This window comes from Candidatus Eisenbacteria bacterium (assembly GCA_005893275.1).
GTDB lineage: Bacteria > Eisenbacteria > RBG-16-71-46 > SZUA-252 > SZUA-252 > WS-7.
Map to the genome: position 1 here is coordinate 107,305 of VBOW01000022.1, position 20,061 is coordinate 127,365.

Here is a 20,061-nt window from a genome sequence, read left to right on the forward strand (position 1 = left end):
GCTCCCCTTAGAGCACCGACCCGGATAGTTTCACGTCGGCCCGCGCCCACGCGCGAACGAAACGCTTCTTCGCGCCGAGCCCTTCCGTGATCCGCCCGCGGGCGTTCAAAGCCTCGGCGAGCCCGTAGAGCGACCAGCCGTTTCCGGGATGTCGCTTCAGGTCCGCCCGGTAGACCGCCTCGGCGTCGGCGGGCTTCCCGGCCCGGAGCAGCGCCGCTCCCAGGGACTGCCGCACGGGGTAGTACCAGGGGGGCGGCTCGTCGTAGTGGAGCGAATCCTCCGCGGCCACTGCGGCCCGGAAGCTTTCGATCGCCTCCTCGGGACGTCCCGCTCGCATCGCGCGTTCTCCGTCCAGGACGGCCGTCGCCAGCCGAAGGAGCGCGGCCGACGAATTGAGCCCCGCCATCGCCTCCGGCGTCATGGCCGCCGCGATCGCCTCGAGGCTGTCCCGTTCCATCGAGGCGGCATCCGGATTCCCGGTCGCGGCGAACGCCACGCCGCGCGCGTAGTGCCACATTCCCGTCGTGTACCGCATGTCCTGAGGGGGGGCGGGCTCGCGAAGGATCTCGTCCCATTTGGCGAAGCGCGCGAGCGCGAAATAGGGCACCGGAAGCCAGAACTCCATCGGCGGCATCGTGCGCACCATGTCGACCGACACGTGGCTGGCCAGCGTTCGCGCCATTCGAATCGCTTCCTTGCTCCTGCCCTCGAAGCTCATCGCCGCCCAGCCCATGTGCATGTTGTGGCTCAAGTACATGTGCGGGTAGACGCCCTGGGGTTTCTCCTTCTCGATATAGGCCAGGTCCACGCCGATCGCCTTGCGGTTCAGCTCGGCCGCTTCGTGGTACCGACCAACCAGCATGTAGACGTGCGAGGGCATGTGCACGAGGTGTCCGGCGTTCGGCGCAAGGCGCGCAAGGCGGCTCGCGGCCGGAAGGGCGCGCGCCGGATTGGGGGATTCCTCGATCGCGTGGATAAAGAGATGGTTCGCCCCGATGTGGGATGGGCTCTTCCGGAGCACCCGGGTCAGGGCCTGGACGGCCTCCAGCGTTCCAGGCTGCGGCTTCCCGTCGCGCGACCACCAGTCCCAGGGTCTCACGTCGAGAAGCGCCTCGGCGAAAATCACGGCGGCGTCCAGGTCGTCCGGGTATTTCACCGAGAGCCCGCGCATCGCGTCCGCGAACGCGACATCCAGCGCATGGAGATCCGCTTTGGGATCGTCCGAATAGCGCCTCGCCAGCGCATCGATGTACGCGCGCTCGCGTGCCGTCGCCGCCGCTCCGCGCTGGCGCGCCTTCTGCACTTCGGCGAATGCTTCCCGTTCGCGGTCGGGATCGACCGGGAGGTTCACGTTCGGCCCGAGCGCATAAGCGATTCCCCAGTGCCCCATGGCGCACGACGGATCGAGCCTTACCGCCTCCCGGAACGCCCGAATCGCTTCGTCGTGATTGAAGGCGTAGCAGAGCTTTAAACCTTGATCGAAGTAGCGCTGCGCGGCCGGGGAGCGGGTCGTTACCGCGTGATGCAGGGTGCCGAGGCCCGAGTAGAGCGGCACATCCGCGCGCGCGGCCCCAGAGAGGTTGAGCCATACGAGTGATCCGCAGAGCACCATGAGCCTTCGTGTCACCGCACACCTCCCGGGAGAATGGGTCTCGGTCGCGCCGATCTGGAGGGTCCGATGCGGGGCGCGGCCGCGTGTGTTTTCGAGGCCGATCCGGTAAGATACCGGCTTCACCGGCCTTTCGCAAAGCGCTCGGGGGCAATCGTTGTGGATCGACTCTATCAGCTGCTTCAGAACCGCATCGAAGGCGCCGTCTCCACACCGGACCAATTTCACCCCGCCCAGCTGACCAACTTCGGAAATCTCCACCACTGGACTCCGCGATTCGTTGTCGAGCCGGCATCGGCCCGGGACGTCGCGGCGGTCGTGGCCTTCGCCCGGGATCACGGGCTCACGGTTTCGGCGCGGGGCTCGGCGCACAGCCAGAGCAGGCTCGCCATCAGTGACGGCGGCATCCTCCTTTCGATGCCGTCCATGCGGCGCATTCTCGACCTCGACCCTTCCGGCCGGACCGTGGACGTCGAAGGGGGAGTGGTGTGGCGCGACCTGGTGCGCCACCTGGCTCCTCGGAATCTCGTTCCGCCGGTGCTCACGAACAACTTGAGTGTCACCGTGGGCGGCACGCTCGCGATCGCGGGGCTTGGGCTCACGTCGTTCAAGTACGGGACCCAGGGGGATAACGTTCAGGAACTGGACGTCGTGACAGGGACGGGAGAGAAGGTCACGTGTGACCGCAGACGGAGCCCGGACCTGTTCTGGGGGTCGCTCGCTGGTTTGGGCCAGGCCGGGATCATCACGCGAGCGCGCCTCGACTTGAGAAAAGCGAAACCCATGACCCGCACGTATTACCTGCTCTATGACGACCTGCGCGGGTTCCTCGAGGACGCGAAGCTGGCGATGGAGAGCGGGTGGTGGGACCACCTCGAGAGCTGGGCGTCGCCGTGCCCCCAGGGGACCAAACCTGTCGCCGGTCGGAGGCAGGTCTTCGCGCGCTGGTTCTACCCATTCCATCTCACCGTCGAGTTCGATCCGGAGAACCCACCGGATGACGCGAAGCTGCTCCGCGGGCTCAAGCCCTTCGATCGCCTCTACACGGACGACGTGCCGACGATCGATTTCCTGGAGCGGATGATTCCCGTCTTCGATCTGTGGAAGCAGGGAGGAACGTGGAAGCACGTTCACGCTTGGGTCGAGACCGTTCTTCCGTGGGAGCGCGCGGCGGACTGCATCGAATCGGTCCTGCCCGATCTTCCCCCGTCGGTCCTGGTCGGGGGGCACGTGCTCCTATGGCCCGCCAAGGGGAAATCCTCCCGGTCCCGCTTCTTCATGAGGCCGCCGGGCGAGGACCTCATGGGTTTCGGCGTCCTTCCGGCGATTCCGCCGCGCTTCTGGGAGCAGGCCAGGCCGATGCTCGACAATTTGAGCCGGCTCACCGAGCTCATGGGCGGGAAGCGATACTTGAGCGGGTACATCGACTGGGACGAGGATCGGTGGCGGGAGCACTTCGGAGATCAGTGGGAGCCGTACTGCGCGCTCAAACGGAAGTACGATCCCGATTCGCTGCTGAATCCCGGGTTCGTCCCGTTTCCGGCGGCGCGCCCCGCCGGCAGCCCGGCTTCCGACTGATGGCGCTGGATTTCGGCACCCCCGAATGGGCTCGGGCCCTCGAGACCGAGATCAACGCTTCGAGCGAGTATCGGAACGCGGCCGCGTCCTGGGGCGCCGGGTTCAACGGAAACATTCTCCTCGCGTTCGAGAAGGGCGGGCCCCTCGAGCAGGGTCTCTATCTTCTGTTAAGGCTCGAGCGCGGCCGCTGTCTCGCGGCCGAGTTCGTCCCGGGTCCTTCGCGACCGGAAGCCGGGTTCACGCTGCGCGCGCCGTATGCGCTCTGGCGGGAGATCCTGAACGGGAAGACGCTCGCGGCGAGCGCGATCCTGACCGGGAAAATGCGGGTCGAAGGAAACATGGTCGCGCTCTTGAAGCACGCGGGCGCGCACCGCTCGCTCATCCACTGTGTCGCGTCGCTCGAGACGCGTTTCCCCGAGGCCTAGGCCCAAGGAGATAGGTTTCGTGGCCCCTCCCCGCAGCGCGAGGTACGGATCCTGGAAGTCCCCCATCACGCCGGATCGGATTGTCTCGGAGACGGTCGTCCTGGGCCAGCCGACCCTGGGAACGGACGCGATTTTCTGGTCCGAGATGCGCCCGAGGGAAGGCGGACGCGTCGTCATCGTGCGCCGTGGCGCGGAAGGCGATATCGCGGACATGATCCCCGCGCCGTGGAGCGCCCGCACCCGGGTCAACGAGTACGGGGGCGGGGCGTACGTCGTCGCGGGAGAGGAGATCTTCTTTTCGAACGACGGCGATCAGCGGATCTATTCGGTGCGGCGCGGCCACGAACCGAGGCCGCTCACCCCGGACGGGAAGATGCGCTACGCGGACGCGGTGCTGGATCCGGAACGCGGTCGCCTCGTCTGTGTCCGCGAGGACCACAATGTCGTTGGGACGCAGGCGGAGACCACGATCGTCTCGGTGCCCTTCGAAGGGGGTTCCGAGGGAGTCGTTCTCGTCCGGGGAAGCGACTTCTACTCGACGCCTCGGATCAGTCCGGACGGATCGCGTATGGCGTGGCTCGCGTGGAATCACCCCAACATGCCGTGGGATGGCACGGAGCTTTGGCTGGCCGAAATCCGCGGCGACGGATCGGTGGGGGAGCGACATCTCGTGGCGGGGGGCGCCGAGGAGTCGGTGTTCCAGCCGGAATGGTCCCCCGGCGGCGTGCTCCACTTCGTCTCCGACCGCACGGGGTTTTGGAACCTCTACCGCTTCCGGGCGGGGTCCGTCGAGCCGCTCACCGCGCGTGAGGCGGAGTTCGGGCGACCGCAGTGGATCTTTGGTATCTCGACCTACGCGTTCGACTCCCCGCGCCGGATCGTCTGCCTTTTCTGCGAACGCGGCATCTGGCGCATGGCGCTCCTCGACGCGGAGTCCGGGAGCCTCGCTCCCGTCGACCTCCCGTACACGGACATGCGCTTTCTCCGGGCCGCGGCGGGTCGGGCGCTCGTTCTCGCGGGCTCCCCGAGCGAGCCGGAGAGCCTGGTCTTGCTCGATCTCGACACGAGGAAGCCCGAGATGGTCCGTCGTTCCAGCGAAACCGCGATCGATCCCGGATACCTTTCCCCGGCGAAGCGCGTCGAGTTTCCGACCGCGCGCGGCCTCACCGCCCATGCGCTCTACTACGCGCCACGGAACCGCGATTTCGTCGCGCCGGAGGGCGCCAAGCCGCCGCTCCTCGTTCGATGCCACGGCGGGCCGACGAGCTCCGCGCCGAGCACGCTCGATCTCGAGATCCAGTACTGGACCTCACGCGGGTTCGCGGTCGCCGACGTGAATCACGGTGGAAGCACGGGCTACGGCCGGGCCTATCGCGAGCGTTTGAACGGCATGTGGGGAATCGTGGATGTGGAGGATTGTGGGGCGGCCGCGCGGTACCTGGTCTCGCAGGGGCTTGCCGATCCCGCGCGTATCGCGATCCGGGGCGGGAGCGCCGGCGGCTACACCACCCTCCGCGCGCTCGAGTCGGGGCGGGTCTTCAGCGCGGGAGCGAGCTATTTCGGCATCGGGGATCTCGAGATCCTGGCGGGCGGCTACGAGCACAAGTTCGAATGGAAGTACTCGGAGCGGTTGATCGGGCCGTATCCCTCGCGCGTCGACATCTATCGCGAGCGCTCGCCCGTCTACGCGGCCGATCGGATCCAAGTCCCCGTGATCTTCTTTCAAGGAACGGAGGACGTCGTCTGCCCGCCGGAGCAGACCGACATGATGGTGCGGGCGCTCCAAGAAAGGGGCGCGCCTTATGCGTATCTCACGTTCGAGAACGAGGGACACGGGTTCCGCCGCGGGGAGACGATCCGCCGCGCCCTCGAAGCCGAGCTCTTCTTCTACTCGCGTGTGTTCGGCTTCGAGCCCGCCGAGCCTCTTGAGCCTGTTCCGATCGAGAACTTCGGGGCGCTGCGCTGAGCCGCGCGCCCCGGCCAACGCGGAGGAGACCGCCATGCCGGAGCCATCGAGAACGATGAATCGCCGCCGCTTCGTCACACTGGTTGCCCTGAGCGGCGCCGCCGCGCTCACCTCTCCCTTGTCCCCCGCGGCCGCGCCCGGTGCAAAGGGGGCTGGAACGGCCGCCCCCGCAGGCCGGCGGCCGCTCACCGCCGCCATGCGCCGGGAGATCGCGAGCCAGGAGAAATCGCTCGCGGAGCAGCTCGAGGCGATCCGGAAATTCGAGCTCCCGCCCGGGAGCCCGATGGCCTTCGTCTTCACCCCGCTTCGGGCGCGGCGGGGGCGCTGATCATGCTGAGCGAGGACATTTTCTACCTTCCCATTTCGGAGCTGGGCGTGCGGATTCGCTCGCGCCGGCTCTCGCCGGTCGAGCTCACCGAAGGCTACCTCGACCGGATTCACCGCTACGGCACAAAGCTCAACGCCTTCGCGACGGTGACCCCCGATCTCGCGCTCACGCAGGCACGCGCGGCGGAGCGCGAGATCCATTCGGGGCGCTACCGCGGACCGCTCCACGGGATCCCGTATGCGGCGAAGGACCTCCTCGCGACCGCCGGGATCAAGACCGGGTGGGGCGCCCACCCCACTCGGGACCAGATCCCCGACAAGGACGCGACCGTCGTCCGGAAGCTCCGCGACGCGGGTGCCGTCCTGCTCGGAAAGGCCGCGATGGTGGAGTTCGCGGGGTGCCTGGGCTATCGCTTCGCGGACGCTTCGCTCACAGGGCCGGGGCGGAATCCCTGGGACCCCGAGCGGTGGACCGGGGGGTCGTCGTCGGGCTCCGGGGCGGCCGTGGCCTCGGCGCTCGTCGGCTTCGCGATCGGGACGGAAACATGGGGTTCGATCCTCTGCCCGTCCGCCTTTTGCGGCGTGACGGGACTCCGCCCGACGTACGGACGCGTGAGCCGCGCGGGAGGGATGGTGGGCGCGTACACCTTCGACAAGATCGGACCGATGGCGCGCTCGGCCGCGGACTGCCGCGTCGTGCTTCAGGCGATCGCGGGACCCGATCCCGACGACCCCAGCGCATCCACGGAACCGCTTCGCCTGGATCGGGGAGGCGTTGAACTCTCGCGCCTCCGGGGAGCCTTGGTCCCGCTCGATTTCACGAAAACCAAGGGCGCGGAACCCGAGGTCAAAGCCGCCTTCGATCGCGCCGTCGCGGACCTCGGGGCTCTGGGTCTCAAGCTCGAGGAGGCGAAGCTCCCCGATTTCCCCGCCTCGGAGATGGCGAGCCTGATCATCAACGCGGAGGCGCTCTCCACATTCGAGAACTACTACAAGAATGGCGGGGTCTGGGAGTTGAAGGATCCCTACGCTCCGTACCAGCGAGAGATCACCCGGGCCCTGAACGGCGCGGACCTCGTGAAGGCGTGGCGGATGCGGACGCTCCTCCAGGAGAGGATCGCGGATTTCTTCTCGCGCTACGACGTCATCGTGACGCCGAACTTCATGTCGGTTGCGCCCTCGATACGCGACGATCTCGTGAAGGCCCTCCCGTACCCGGATCCAGTCGGCGCGATCGGGAACTCGTGCGGGCTCCCCTCGATCGCGCTCCCGTGCGGGTTCGGCAAGGGGCGCATGCCGGCCGGCTTCCAGATCATGGGCTCCGCCTTCGAGGAAGGGACGCTCCTCCACCTAGGGGAAGCGTTTCAGTCGCGGACGGCGTTTCACCGAGAGCGCCCGCCGCTCTTCGTCTAGAAAGGGGGGCTCGCGGGGGCGGCGCTATCCCCGGAACCCGGTCTCCACCAGAAAACAGCTTCCGTCGGCGATGACCTCGAGCCCGCGCGCTCGCGCGATCCGGACCGCTTCCGGGCTTTCCGCTCCCGGTTGCATCCACACGAACCGCGCGCCGGCGTCGGCGGCCTCCGCGACGATCTTTTCCGTGATCGGCGGCGGCGTGATGATGGAGACGCCGCGCGGCGTCTCCGGAATCGATTTGAGATCCGCGTAGGTCTTCAATCCCTCGATTTCGGGCTCGCGCGGATTGATGGGATAAACCCTGAACCCCTTCCTTTGATACGCGCGAAGCACCTTGTTCCCGAACTTGTCCCGGTTCGTCGAGGCGCCGACGACGGCGTAGGGCCCCTCCGCGAGAAAATCGGCGATGATGTCGCGAATGGGGCGCGCCGAGGCCCCGGACCCGAGATCCCGTTTCATTCGAGCGACCTCCAGAGATACCAGCTCGCCACGGTACGGAACGGCCGCCAGCGCTCGCCGCGCCGGGCGACCGACTTGGGTTCCGGGATGCCGCGCGTGCGAAACGTGCGCTGGAATCCCTTGCGTACCCCGTAATCGTGAATGGGGAGCACATCGGGTCGGCCGAGCCTGAAAATGAGGAACATCTCGGCGGTCCACCGTCCGATTCCCCGCACCACCGTGAGCCGCTCGACCACGTCCTCATCCTCCATCGCGCCCAGCCTCCTCATCGTGGGGATCGTTCCGTCGAGCGATTTCGCCGCGAGGTCGCGCAAGGCCGCGCATTTTGCCCTCGAGATCCCGACTTCGCGGAGCGCGGTGTCGGATGCCTCGAGAACCCGCTCCGGGGGCGGAAAGCGTCCGTCCCCGAGGCGATCCCGGAAACGTCCGGCGATGGTCTCCGCCGCGCGGCCGGTGATCTGCTGATAGAGGATGCTCTCGGAGAGCGCTTCGAACGGCGTGGCGACCGGATCCAGCTTGAGCCGAAACGCCCCGACTCGATCGATGAGGAAGGCGAGCTTCGGATCCCGTCCGCGGAGAAGCGAGAGAGCTTCGCAGGCATCGAATCGGACTTCCGCGCCGAGGATTCTGGACGAGCGTCCTGCCATGGGATCTCCATTGTACCGATCCGCGGTCGCCGCGCATAAGCGGAAGCTTCCGGCGTTTGATCGGGTGAGGCCGTTGTGGTAGGATACCGGCTTCCCTCCGGGCCTTCTCCCTCCGAGGCAGCGCGGCGGCGCGGGCGGAGGCGGCTCAAACTTGGCGGTTTGTCGCTCCACAGCAAGGAGGAACTCCCCATGCCAAGAAAGCACAAATCCTCGGGTCCCGTCCTGCTGGCGCTGATCGCGCTGGTCGGGTTCGCGGCCCTCTTGCTCTCGAGCTGCAGCCGGGAGCATGGCTCCTCTCTCACTCCACCGACCAGCTCCGCGGGCGCCCGGGCGGGGAATGACGTCCTCTCGCCGCGCAATCCGGCGGACGTTGCGCTGGCGATGCGCATTCAAAACGCGCATACGCCCGACCTCCTCAAGCACGCCGACGTGGTCGGGACGGGAACCGGAGTCGGCTCGAGCGGCCACCTGGCGCTCCTCGTTCTGACGCGGCGTCCCGGCGTGGCCGGCATCCCCGGAGAGCTCGACGGGATTCCCACGGAGATCCGCGTCGTGGGGGACGTCGTGCCGTATGCGAAGCCGCAACCCCTCCAGTGCGGAACCTCGACCGGCAACGACCTCGAGTGCGCGGCGGGGACCATCGGCGCCGTCGTCTTGAAGACTGGAACGAAGTATCTTCTCTCGAACAATCACGTGTACGCGCGCGAGAACGCGGCGAGGGTCGGCGAGCGTGAGGACGCTCCCGGCCGCTACGACGGCAAGCCGAGATGCGCGCAAACCCAGATCTGCGGCACCCTGTCCGACTTCCAGCCCATCAATTTCGGCGGCGGCAGCAACACGATCGACTGCGCGATCGCCCTGATGGACACGGGCCGGCCCACCCCGGTGACCCAGTCGGGCGGCTATACCGCGACCTCGAACGTGGTGGCGGCTTCGGTTGGGCTCGCGGTCAAGAAATCCGGCCGCACGTCGGGTCTCACGCACGGCACCGTTCAAGCGATCAACGTCACGATCCAGGTCCAGTACTCCTCTGGGATCGCTACCTTCAACGGACAGATCATGACGCCGGCGACCTTCATCAGGGCGGGAGACTCCGGCTCTCTGATGGTGACCGAGACGGCGAACGACCCCGTCGGGCTTTGCTTCGCCGGGGGCGGAGGGGGCTCCTTCGCGAACCCGATCGGGCCCGTGCTCCAGAGGTTCAACGCAACGATCGCCACGCAGTAGGGCACAGGATCAGGAACCAGGAAGTCCGGGGCCATCCGCCGCGTGGCCCCTTTTTTCTAACTGGGAAACAGGAGGTCGCACGCTTGGAAGAGGTCGAGTCCATTCGGAACATCGCGATCATCGCGCACGTGGACCATGGGAAAACGACGCTTGTGGACGCGATGCTCAAGCAGAGCGGCACCTACCGGGACAACGAGCGGATCATCGAGCGCGTCATGGACAGCATGGATCTCGAGCGCGAGCGCGGGATCACGATCATGGCGAAGAACACTTCGGTCCGCTATCGGGGGGTCAAGATCAACATCGTGGACACCCCCGGTCACTCGGACTTCGGCGGGGAAGTGGAACGGGTGCTCAAGATGGTGGACGGAGTGATGCTCCTCGTCGATGCGTCGGAGGGGCCGCTCCCCCAAACGCGGTTCGTGCTGCGCAAGGCGCTCGAGCAGTCGCTCCCGGCGATCGTCGTTGTGAACAAGATCGACCGCCAGGACGCCCGTCCCACCGAGGTTGTGAACGAGATCTACGACCTCTTTATCGATCTCGACGCCAGCGAGCGTCAGATCGAGTTTCCGATCCTCTACGCGGTGAGCCGCGACGGCATCGCCAAGCGGTCGCTCACCGATTGCGGCACCGACTTGACTCCGCTCTTCGAGGAGATCGTTCGAAGCATCCCGCCGCCGCGCGCGCGGATGGAGGGAAAGCTCCAGCTCCTCGTGGCCAACCTCGACTACGACGATTACGTCGGACGGATCGCGATCGGGAGGGTTTTTTCCGGGAAGATTTCGGTGGGGGACCAGGTCTCCGTTTGCAAGCTGGACGGGACCGAGGTCAAGACGAGGATCACTCAGCTCTACACTTTCGAAGCGCTGAAGCGCGTGCCCGTCGAGAACGCGGCCGCCGGCGAGATCGTCGCGCTCGCGGGTATCGAAGGCATCTATATCGGCGAGACGGTTTCCTCCCTCGAGGACCCCGTGCGCCTGCCCCCGATCACCGTGGACGAGCCGACGATCTCGATGATCTTCTCCGTCAACAATTCTCCGTTCGCCGGACGAGACGGGCGCTATGTCACCTCCCGCCAGGTTCGGGAGCGCCTCTTCAAGGAGACGCTCGGGAACGTCTCGATCCGCGTCGAGGACGCCGAGTCGGCGGACGGCTGCAAGGTTTCCGGACGCGGAGAGCTGCAGCTCGCCATCCTGATCGAGATGATGCGGCGCGAAGGCTTCGAGCTTCAGGTCTCGAAGCCCGAGGTCATCACCCGGGAGGTCGACGGCAGGCGCTTGGAGCCGATCGAGCTGGTCGTGATCGACGCGCCGGAGATGTTCATCGGCGTGATCACGGAGGCGCTTGGTCGGCGAAAGGGACAGATGACCAAGATGGTCAACCACGGCCGCGGCGGGGGCCAGCACCGCGTCCGCATGGAGTTCGAGGTGCCGACGCGCGGCTTGATCGGGTTCCGCTCGGAGTTTCTCACCGATACGAAGGGGACAGGGCTCTTGAACACGATGTTTTTGCGCTGGGATGCGTGGCAGGGCGCCATCGTGAACCGCCTGACGGGAGCCCTCGTGTCCGACCGGGTCGGCCAGGCGACCCCCTACGCCCTCTACAACCTGCAAGAGAGGGGTGAGCTATTCATCCGCCCCGGCACGGGCGTCTACGAGGGAATGATCGTCGGCGAGAACGCGCGGGACGCCGATATGGACGTCAACGTGACCCGCGAAAAGAAGCTGACGAACATGCGCGCATCCGGCTCGGACGAAGCAGTGCGGCTCATCCCCTTCCGCGAGCTGTCGCTCGAGCAGGCGCTCGAGTTCATCAACCAGGACGAGCTGGTCGAGGTGACCCCGGCCGCGATCCGCCTCCGGAAGCGGATCCTCGCCGCGAACGTGAGGCCGAAGCGGAAGGAAGCGTAGTCGCAGCATCCACTCTCGTAGGGAGGTGACCATGAAGCGTCTTTCCGGATTTGCGCTCGTGCTCGCGTTATCGGCGGGCTGCGCGGCGGTGCCGCCGCAGCACGTCGGCGTTCTGGACACGTTCGGCAAGGTGCACGACCAGACCTGGGGCCCCGGGCTCCACGCGTGGGCTCCCTGGCTCGGAGTCCATCGCATCAACTGCCGCACGCTCCAGGCCGAAGAGCAGACGATCACTCCCACCGGAGAAGGGCTCCTCGTGGGGCTCGACGTCAGCTTGGTGTATCACGCGAATCCGGACAAGGGGGCGGAGATCTATTCGCGGTACGGCGGGCTCGCGGGCATCGAGGCGAACGTCCTGCAGCCTGAGTTCCGATCCACGATTCGCGACGTCACCGCGGGCTTCAACGCGGTCGATCTCTACTCGGGTCGGCGTCAGGAAGTGAGCGCGACCATGCTCAGCGAGCTGCGAAAGCGGCTGGAAGGGCGCGGGATCACGGTCGAGGCGGTTCTTCTCCGCAACGTCAAGATGCCGAAGCAGGTCTCCGACGCGGTCGAAGCGAAGCTTGCCGCGGACCAGAAGGCGCAGCAGATGGAGTTCGTGCTCCGCAAGGAGAAGAGTGAGGCCGAGCGGAAGCGGATCGAGGCGGGCGGCATCGCCGATTTCCAGCGGATCGTGACCGCGGGGATCACCCCCGGGCTCCTCACCTGGAAGGGAATCGAGGCGACCGAGAAGCTCGCGGAGTCCGCCAATTCGAAGTTCATCGTGGTCGGAGGCAAAAACGGGCTGCCGCTGATCCTGAATCCCTAGATCCCCGGCGTGCCGCCGTTTCGCGGCTTCACGAGCATCGCGCGGCGCCCGCGACGGCGTGGTCCGCGATGGGCCTGGATTGCCCCGCGGTCACCGGACCGATGGGCTGACGGCCTCCTTCAAGTAGCCACGGCTATGGATGCCGGTTCTTCCGCCTTCGCGCGTCGACCGAGTACGGCCCGCCCCCATGCGCCGCGAGGAATAGGAAAACGAAGCAGTACAGGACCGCGAGCTCACCGTGATTCAGGATGGGCCAGAACCCGTGCGGGGCATGGGCCATGAAATAGGCGACCGCCATCTCCCCCGAGAGGAGGAACGCGACCGGTCGTGTCAGAATCCCCAGCGCGATGAGGGCGCCCCCGACCAGTTCCAGGATCCCCGCGAACCAGGGCAGCTCCGGAAACTTGAACGACATCTTGGGAGCGCCCGGTTCGGCGAACCAGCCCAGGATTTTCTGCGCCCCATGGCAAAAGAAGAGAAATCCAACGACGATCCGAAGCAGCGTGAGCGCCCAGTCGCTGAACTTCCCCCGCGCGTGTTCATCCATCGCCACCCTCCTTTTGAGAACGGACCTCTTCCGCGACCCTCATCCCGCACAACGTCACCGGCGCTCCCGCGTGGCCGTGATCAGCGCCTCCATGTGGTCCAGATAGCGTAGAAGGGAGCGCCGCCCGAGCTCCGTGATTCGAAACTCGGTCCTGGGGAGCCGGCCTTCGAAGGATTTGGCGCACACGATGTACCTCGCCCCTTCGAGCTTCCGCGCGTGCACGCTCAGGTTCCCGTCCGTGGTTCGCATGAGGCGCTTGAGCTCCTTGAACGTCAACGAGTCGTTCACGGCCAGGGCGCTCAGGATCCCAAGGCGCAGCCGCTCGTGGATGAGCCGGTTGAGCTCCGGCGGGCCGACCGAGGGTGCGCGTTGGCGTGGGACGCGCGCGGCGGGCCGCTTGAGCGCGGCGCGGCGGACGCGTCTTCGCGGAGTCCGCTCGAGCTCAGCCACCGTACCGCCTCGCGATCGCGATGCCGAAGGCGATGTGGAGGCCGCCGAATCCGGCCGCCATGAGCGGGTCGCCCCAGGTCGCGGGGCCGTAGAGCGCACACGCGCCGAGCAGCATGAAGCAGAGTCCCATGACCGGAACAACGGCCACCGAGAAAAGCCCGCCGGTAACGATTCCGGCGCCGTAGAGAATGAGCCACAATCCCGGGATCCGGTCGGACGCTCCCGAGCGAAGCAGGGGAGGGGTCAGGAGGGCGCCCACCAGAATCGGGAGCCCGAAGCTCAGAGCGAATTTGCGGCTCGCGCCCGTGAAGAGCGGCAGCTCGGCCTTGCGCGCCTTCTTCGCGATCGCCCAGGCCGAGACGAGGAGCGCGGCGAGCGCCTCGGCGACCCACACCAGAACCCAGCGTTCGCGGGAACCCTGGCCCGCCGCGATCCAGGCGGCGGCGAACGCCGTGACCCCCACCGCGGCCTGTCCCGTGCCGGAGACCGCCGTGAAGGTGCCGGCGCGCTCGATCGCGCCGCGGATGAAGGAGAGATTGTCCATGGCGCGGAGATGGATCGGGACCGGATCGGCGTGCGGCTTCGGAGGATGGGGCTCGTTCACCCCGCAATGCTAGGAACCGGTGCTTGGAACGTCAAGCGGGGCTTTGCAGCTTAAAGTGAAAGGGGGAGCCCCCCGCGCCACGTCCGGGGGGGGATCATTCATCGTCATCCTCGTCCGATTCGGCCTTCTCGTGCTCCTCTCCCTTGTCTTCGTCCTCCGAGGTACAGCGGGAGCGGGCCTCGTTCGGCCGGCGGAGGAAGATCGTGCCCTGGAAGGACTCGAGCTCGAGCTTGGCCCTGCCCGAGCCGAGCGTCGTCTGAAATCGCCTGGACTTGATCTTCTTCAGCGTCACGGGGAAGCTCGAGTCGATTCCGCCGCTGAAGGTCGAGAGGGACAGCGTGGCGTTGGACCGCTCGGGCATGGCGACGTCGATGCAGCCGTTGTGCGTGGCAAAACGGTAAAAGCCCGCGTCGGAAATCGCGCCCTCGAACGTGACCGGCCCGTTGACCGTGGACGCCTCCACCGAATCGGATTGGGCGCCTTCGATGACGATTCCACCGTTCACCGATTCCGCGAAGATCGGGCCCACGATGTTCTCGAGGTGGACGCCCTGATTCACCGAGCTGGCCTCGATGCGTCCTCGAATTCCCTGCACTCGGATCAAACCCTGAATCGAGCTGAGCGAGGCAAACCCGGAGCAACCCCTGAGCGTGACGTCTCCCTGCACGGTCTCGACGCGCACCTCGCCGCGCGAGTCTTCGACGTCGACATCGGTGTTCACCCCGGAAAGCTCGAGCTTCATCCAGCGGGGCGCCGTAATGCGGTAGCGCACGGAACCCGGCACCCATCGGCGCGATTTCACCTTGAGTCGCAGAGCGGAGCCGGTTTTCTCGATCAAGATCTGATCCCTCAGAGAATGGTCCGCGGCGATCTTGATCGCCTCCCGGTCCCAGGTCTTCACGGTAATCGCGCCGCCGAAATTCTCGATCTCGAGCGTGATCCCGGGCCGCACGACGATGGTCGTGTCGGGTTGCGGGACGACGACCCCCTTTGCGGAGACGCCGGTCTCGGAATCCCAGCGCTCGGCTGCAAAGGCCGCGGGCCGCGGGATCAAGGAGACGGCAGCCAAGAGGACCGCCGCGAGCGCCGCGCGCATCACCGGGATCCCTCCGAAGTGGATGAGCTCGCCAGCATCGTGGCGCGCTGCAGAAGCTCGACCTTCCGCCGCATCGTGTCGGCGAGGTGCTCCTTGACATAGGTGTTCGCGGGATCCGCGGCGAGGGCGCGCTTCGCCTGGTCGATCGCCAGATCGATGATGGCCAGGTTGGATTCCAAGGTGCGGATTGTGGCGGGGTCGAGTCGATCCCGCTCGCGCGCGAGCGCTTTGCGAAGCTCCGCGATCGCTTCCTCGTGGGGCGACTCCAAGGAGCCCTTCGGGGACACCGCCCCGAGGGAGGCGGGCTCGGCCCGTGCGGGCGGGGAGGTCCCCCGCTCCGGCGCCGACATGGTCCCCGACTCGGGCGCTCCGCTCAGCGAAGGGACGGGAGCCGTGGCCGGCCGTTTGGGGTTTTTCAAGAGCCCGAACACGGCGCCCCCGGAGACCAGGGCCACCGCGAGGCATGCCGCGACCAGCTGGGGGATCGAGAATGAGAACCGCCGCCCGCGTGCGAAATACGGTTCCGCGGCGTGCTCGGGCTCGATCCGGCTTCCCGGGAAGGGAACCGTGCGCCGGGCCAGGATGCCCGCCTCGATGCGGGCCCAGAGACTTGGAGGCGGAGCCGCGTCTTTCAGATCGCGCGCGCGGGCGCGGACCTGCCGGAGGCCGGCGAGGATCGAGGCGCACTCGGGGCAGATTCCCAGATGCTCCTCGAGCCTCTCGCGTTCCTCTCGGTCGAGCTCCTCGTCCAAGTACTCGGACAACCGATGGGTCCAGGGGTCTTGCATCACGTCGCTCCGATCATCGCGTGAGGTGCCGGCGGAGGATCATTCGCGCCCGGTGGAGCTGGGCCTTGGATGTGCCGGACGAGATCCCCAGCATGCCCGCGATTTCCCCGTGCTGGTAGCCCTCCACGTCGTACAGCACGAAAACAACTCTCGCCCCCTCGGGAAGGACCTCGATCGCGCGCTCGAAATCCATTTTCAGATCCGCGCTCCCCGCCTTGGCGGGGAGGGAATCCAGGGTTCCATCATCTTCGCGGAGGCGCCCCTTCTCCGTCCGGAGGGCCGCCCGGCGCGCCAGGATGACGTTGACGGCGAGCCTGTGAAGCCACGTTCCGAATGCCGCTTCCCCCCGGAAGGTCCCGAGCTTCTCCCAGGCTCTCAGGAAAATGTCCTGGGTGATATCCGTGGCCGATTCGCTCGTCGTCATCCGACGTGCCAGATTGAAGATCCGGGCGGAGTGTCCGCCATAGAGGCGCGCGAAAGCCCGGACGTCCCCGCGGGCGGCAAGCACGGCGTCCTCCAGGTCCTTGCTTCTCGATAGCGTGCCTTCCGAGTCCTTGCTCGGTGTCATGACCCCGCCGCCGGAGTAGCTCATTCGCCCCCTTGGATAGAAATGGCCCGCTTGGGGTTGGAATCGCCCGAGGGGTCGCCCCCGCTTCCAACCATTCCTCCCGGAGGGCCATCTTACCGTTGCGTCGGGCCCGGGCGCACCCCCCCGCGGCGCCGGCGCTCGAGGCCAGGAAGCCTGCCCTGAGCCGGCATCTTGGCCACCGTCGCCTCAAGTCTCGAAGCGCCGTCCGCCCGCGGGGGATGAAACCGGGCACGCCGCCGGCGGCGTACAGTCCTCAGCCGGGCGGCGTATCATGCCTCCGGCCGGGCGCACCATCCGAGGAAAGGGATGCCGCGAATGCGCGTGATCTTCTTGATTCTCCTGTTCTCCGCGCTGCCCGCCTTCGCTCAGACGTCGGATTCGACGCGCGCGTACCGGCACGAAAATGCTCCGGTGATCCGCGCGGCCGCGGCGTCCGAGCGCATCCGGGTGGACGGGAAGCTCGACGATCCCGCCTGGTCCAAGGCGACGCCCGCCGATCAGTTCACCCAGCGCGACCCCAACGAGGGGCAGCCGGTCTCCGAGCGGACCGAGGTGCGGATCCTGATCGGCGAGGACGCGCTTTTCGTGGGGGCCCGGCTCTACGATCGAGAGCCGTCGAAGATCCGCCGCCGTCTCGTCCGGCGGGACGAGGATTTGGCGTCCGACTACTTCGCGTTGATGCTCGATTCCTACCACGACCACCTGACCACCTATCGATTCCGTGTGAATCCCGCGGGCTCCTACGACGACTCGTACATCGACTCCCGCGGAAGCGCGGACTTTTCCTGGGACCCGGTATGGAACGTCCATACGGCTGTCGACTCCCTCGGCTGGACCGCGGAGATGGAGATCCCGCTGTCCCAGCTGCGTTATAACCCCGCGGCGGACGCGGTGTGGGGAATCCAGATGAGGCGCTGGATCGACCGGAAGCAAGAATTGGCCGAATTCGCGTTCACGCCGAAGAAGCAGCAGAGCGACGCGAGCCGGTACGGGCACCTCACGGGGCTCGGGGAGCTTTCCACTCCGCGGCACGTGGAGATCCTCCCGTACAGCCTCGCGAAGGCCGACTATCACGCCGTCGCGCAGGGGGACCCGTTCCAGGACGGCACCGAGAAGGCCGGGTCGCTGGGGGCCGACGTGAAATACGGTCTCACGAGCAATCTCACCCTCGACGGGACGGTGAACCCCGATTTCGGGCAGGTCGAGGTGGACCCGGCCGTCGTGAACCTCACCGCCGTGGAGACGTTTTTCCCGGAGCGGCGACCCTTCTTCATCGAAGGGGCCGACCTCTTTCGGTTCGGTCAGAGCCGAAGCCAGAACAGCTTCAACACGACGATACCGTTCCACGCCCGGCGGATCGGAAGGGCTCCCCAGCGGACCCTGAGCGGCGGGGGCTATCACTTCGTGGACAGCCCGTCCGTGACGACCATCGACGCGGCGCTCAAGCTCACGGGAAAGACCGGAAGCGGGTGGTCCGTGGGGGTGCTCGACGCCGTGACCTCCCGGGAGCGGGCACGCTATCTCGATGACGCCGGGCTCATGCACCGGGATCCGGTCGAGCCTCTGACGAACTACTTCGTGGGAAGGCTCCGGCGTGAGTCCGGAGGCGGCAACACGTCGGTCGGCGTCCTCGGCACGGCCGTCGCGCGCGACGGATCGGATTCGACGCTCGCTTCCATGCTCCGCTCGCGCGCCTACGCCGGCGGGATCGATTTCAACCGGTACTGGGCCAACAGGAACTGGTCGCTGGACGGATACCTCCTCGGCAGCTACATCCGAGGCACGGCCGCCGCGATCGACCGAGCCCAGCGGTCGAGCGTCCGCTACTTTCAGCGTCCGGACGCCGATCATCTGCGCTACGACCCGACCCGCACCTCCCTGACCGGCGCCGCGAGCCAGCTCTCGCTCAACAAGATCGGCGGCGAGCACTGGATTGGAACCGTCACGTATCAGGATTGGAGCCCGGGGTTCGAGATCAACGACGTGGGATATTCGAATGCGGCGGATGCCCGCGGCTTCTCGTGGCTGGCGCTCTACAAGCAGAACAAGCCGGGCAGGATCTTCCACAACTGGGATGCGTTCGCGTTCACGAACCATTCGTTCAACCACGCGTGGGATCTGACGTACCAGGGCTACGAGGCGGACGCCGAGGGCACGTTCCGAAATTACTGGTACGGGGACACGCGGGTCTCGTGGTACCCGGGCGGCTACGACGACCGTCTCACGCGCGGTGGGCCGATGTCGCGCGTCCCACCCGGCGGGCGCGCGCGGTTCACGGTCGACTCCGATTCCCGGAAGAGCTACCTCGCGGGCTTCCAGGGAAACTGGACGTGGGACGACGCGGGCGGACGCTCTGCCCAGTACAACCCGTCCCTGACCCTCCATCCTTCCACCTCGGCGCTGCTGCGTTTCGAGCCCACGATCCGTTTCTCGCGGGACATGGCGCAATACGTGACCACCACGCCCGACCCCACGGCGGCGGCCACCCACGGCGCCCGGTACGTGTTCGCGACCCTGGACCAGACCTCGATCTCGCTGGACACGCGGCTCAACTGGACCTTCTCCCCGAAGCTGAGCCTGCAGCTCTATCTGCAGCCGTTCGTCGTGTCGGGGCTCTACAAGGATCTCAAAGAGCTGGCGACGCCGCGGAAATACGATTTCAGCGTGTACGGCAGGAACGCCGGCACGATCCAGCGCGATTCCACGGGCGCCTATCAGATCGACCCGGACGGTCCCGGGCCCGCGTCCGGCTTCACCGTCCCCGACCCGAACTTCAACTTCCGCTCGCTCCTCGGCAACGCCGTGCTCCGCTGGGAGTACCGGCCCGGCTCCGCGGTCTTCCTCGTCTGGCAGCAGAGCCGGAACGAGGAGCAGCCGTTCGGAGACTTCGATTTCTCCCGCGACTTCCGGGCCCTCTTCGAGAGCGGCCCTGAGAACATCATCGCCCTCAAGGCGACCTACTGGCTGGGCATCTGAATCTGCTATCCTGACCGCTTCGACTCCACTCGCACCACCCAACCCAATCCGGAGATGCGGTCATGGCAGAAGTGGTGAAGTCCCTTCTCAGGCCCGCGGAAGGCTTTCGCTCCCGCGAGGCCGCCAGCTTCTACGCTCAGCTCGAGGATCAGGCCCGCATTCTCCACGAAACCGTTCAGGGGATCACGCCCCAGGAGCTGGAGTGGCAGCCCGAGCGCGGCATGAACACCATCGGGATGCTCCTCACGCACAACGCCATCGTGGACGTCTTCTGGACCCAGCTCGCGATTCTCGGAATCACGCAGACCGACAGCCTGCCCGCCCTCGGGATCTCGATGGACGACGATGGGATGCCGATCCCTCCGGACGCGGAGGGGCCGCCCAACCTCAAGGGCAAGCCGCTCGCCTTCTACGAGGATCTGCTCTCCAGGGGACGCGCCTTCGTCCGGGAGGCGTGGGCCAAGGTTTCGGACGCGGACATGAACAAGGAGATCACGCGGGAGCGTCCCGACGGGAGCCAGCGGCTTTTGAGCATCCGCTGGGCCATGTACCACGTGCTCGAGCATTACGCGGGGCACCGCGGACAGGTTCAGCTCCTTCGCCACATGTATCGGGCGACGGTCGGTGCTCCCTCGAAGTAGA

At 66.8% G+C, this 20,061-nt stretch carries 18 protein-coding genes; 9 read left to right on the forward strand and 9 right to left on the reverse strand.

Features of this window, described 5'->3' with window-relative positions; translation table 11 throughout:
- Positions 1 to 7: 7 nt before the first annotated feature.
- Positions 8 to 1,627 carry a tetratricopeptide repeat protein gene (locus tag E6K76_05050; GenBank protein TMQ59436.1) on the reverse strand — a complete coding sequence of 540 codons (1,620 nt, stop codon included), beginning with the start codon at positions 1,625 to 1,627 and terminating at the stop codon, positions 8 to 10.
- 18 nt (positions 1,628 to 1,645) lie between these two features.
- Between E6K76_05050 and E6K76_05055 the strand changes: the two genes are divergently transcribed.
- The 5 genes from E6K76_05055 to E6K76_05075 are packed head-to-tail and all read left to right on the forward strand — an operon-like array spanning position 1,646 to position 7,318.
- Positions 1,646 to 3,187, forward strand: a complete 1,542-nt coding sequence (locus E6K76_05055; protein ID TMQ59437.1) for an FAD-binding protein — start codon at positions 1,646 to 1,648, stop codon at positions 3,185 to 3,187.
- Positions 3,187 to 3,612, forward strand: coding sequence for a hypothetical protein (locus tag E6K76_05060; protein ID TMQ59438.1), 426 nt, complete (start codon positions 3,187 to 3,189; stop codon positions 3,610 to 3,612). The genes E6K76_05055 and E6K76_05060 overlap by 1 nt, the downstream gene beginning before the upstream one ends.
- A 19-nt stretch (positions 3,613 to 3,631) precedes the next feature.
- On the forward strand, positions 3,632 to 5,578 hold the full coding sequence (locus E6K76_05065) for a S9 family peptidase (protein TMQ59439.1): 1,947 nt from the start codon (positions 3,632 to 3,634) through the stop codon (positions 5,576 to 5,578).
- A gap of 55 nt (positions 5,579 to 5,633) precedes the next feature.
- On the forward strand, positions 5,634 to 5,906 hold the full coding sequence (locus tag E6K76_05070; protein ID TMQ59440.1) for a hypothetical protein: 273 nt from the start codon (positions 5,634 to 5,636) through the stop codon (positions 5,904 to 5,906).
- 2 nt (positions 5,907 to 5,908) lie between these two features.
- Positions 5,909 to 7,318 (forward strand): amidase, encoded by a 1,410-nt coding sequence (locus E6K76_05075; protein ID TMQ59441.1) that lies wholly within the window; start codon positions 5,909 to 5,911, stop codon positions 7,316 to 7,318.
- Positions 7,319 to 7,342: 24 nt separating this feature from the next.
- Here the strand turns inward: E6K76_05075 and E6K76_05080 are convergent, their stop codons facing one another.
- Both E6K76_05080 and E6K76_05085 read right to left on the reverse strand, forming a co-directional pair.
- A complete protein-coding gene (locus E6K76_05080; protein ID TMQ59442.1) occupies positions 7,343 to 7,777 on the reverse strand; it encodes a CoA-binding protein in 435 nt (144 codons plus the stop codon).
- Positions 7,774 to 8,826, reverse strand: coding sequence for a DNA-3-methyladenine glycosylase 2 family protein (locus E6K76_05085; protein ID TMQ59443.1), 1,053 nt, complete (start codon positions 8,824 to 8,826; stop codon positions 7,774 to 7,776). Before E6K76_05085 ends, E6K76_05080 begins: the two co-directional genes overlap by 4 nt.
- Positions 8,827 to 9,191: 365 nt before the next feature.
- On the opposite strand from E6K76_05085, the gene typA reads away from it, so the two are divergent.
- On the forward strand, positions 9,192 to 11,561 hold the full coding sequence (gene typA / locus E6K76_05090; protein TMQ59444.1) for a translational GTPase TypA: 2,370 nt from the start codon (positions 9,192 to 9,194) through the stop codon (positions 11,559 to 11,561).
- Positions 11,562 to 11,592: 31 nt separating this feature from the next.
- The gene (locus tag E6K76_05095) at positions 11,593 to 12,369 is read left to right on the forward strand and encodes a prohibitin family protein (GenBank protein ID TMQ59445.1); all 777 of its coding nucleotides are present in this window, start codon (positions 11,593 to 11,595) and stop codon (positions 12,367 to 12,369) included.
- Between the two features lie 133 nt (positions 12,370 to 12,502).
- On the opposite strand, the gene E6K76_05100 is transcribed toward E6K76_05095, so the two are convergent.
- The 6 genes from E6K76_05100 to E6K76_05125 form a co-directional block, all read right to left on the reverse strand.
- Positions 12,503 to 12,916 carry a DoxX family protein gene (locus E6K76_05100; protein TMQ59446.1) on the reverse strand — a complete coding sequence of 138 codons (414 nt, stop codon included), beginning with the start codon at positions 12,914 to 12,916 and terminating at the stop codon, positions 12,503 to 12,505.
- Positions 12,917 to 12,970: 54 nt separating this feature from the next.
- Entirely contained in the window at positions 12,971 to 13,366 is a 396-nt protein-coding gene (locus E6K76_05105) for a transcriptional regulator (protein TMQ59447.1), read from the reverse strand.
- On the reverse strand, positions 13,359 to 13,910 hold the full coding sequence (locus E6K76_05110; protein TMQ59469.1) for a hypothetical protein: 552 nt from the start codon (positions 13,908 to 13,910) through the stop codon (positions 13,359 to 13,361). The genes E6K76_05105 and E6K76_05110 overlap by 8 nt, the downstream gene beginning before the upstream one ends.
- 154 nt (positions 13,911 to 14,064) lie before the next feature.
- Positions 14,065 to 15,069, reverse strand: coding sequence for a DUF4097 domain-containing protein (locus tag E6K76_05115; GenBank protein ID TMQ59448.1), 1,005 nt, complete (start codon positions 15,067 to 15,069; stop codon positions 14,065 to 14,067).
- Positions 15,066 to 15,854 carry an anti-sigma factor gene (locus E6K76_05120; GenBank protein TMQ59449.1) on the reverse strand — a complete coding sequence of 263 codons (789 nt, stop codon included), beginning with the start codon at positions 15,852 to 15,854 and terminating at the stop codon, positions 15,066 to 15,068. Before E6K76_05120 ends, E6K76_05115 begins: the two co-directional genes overlap by 4 nt.
- Before the next feature lie 13 nt (positions 15,855 to 15,867).
- On the reverse strand, positions 15,868 to 16,446 hold the full coding sequence (locus E6K76_05125) for an RNA polymerase sigma factor (protein TMQ59450.1): 579 nt from the start codon (positions 16,444 to 16,446) through the stop codon (positions 15,868 to 15,870).
- Between the two features lie 303 nt (positions 16,447 to 16,749).
- Between E6K76_05125 and E6K76_05130 the strand changes: the two genes are divergently transcribed.
- On the forward strand, positions 16,750 to 19,419 hold the full coding sequence (locus E6K76_05130; protein ID TMQ59451.1) for a hypothetical protein: 2,670 nt from the start codon (positions 16,750 to 16,752) through the stop codon (positions 19,417 to 19,419).
- 62 nt (positions 19,420 to 19,481) lie between these two features.
- Positions 19,482 to 20,060 carry a DUF664 domain-containing protein gene (locus E6K76_05135; protein TMQ59452.1) on the forward strand — a complete coding sequence of 193 codons (579 nt, stop codon included), beginning with the start codon at positions 19,482 to 19,484 and terminating at the stop codon, positions 20,058 to 20,060.
- Position 20,061 lies beyond the last annotated feature (1 nt).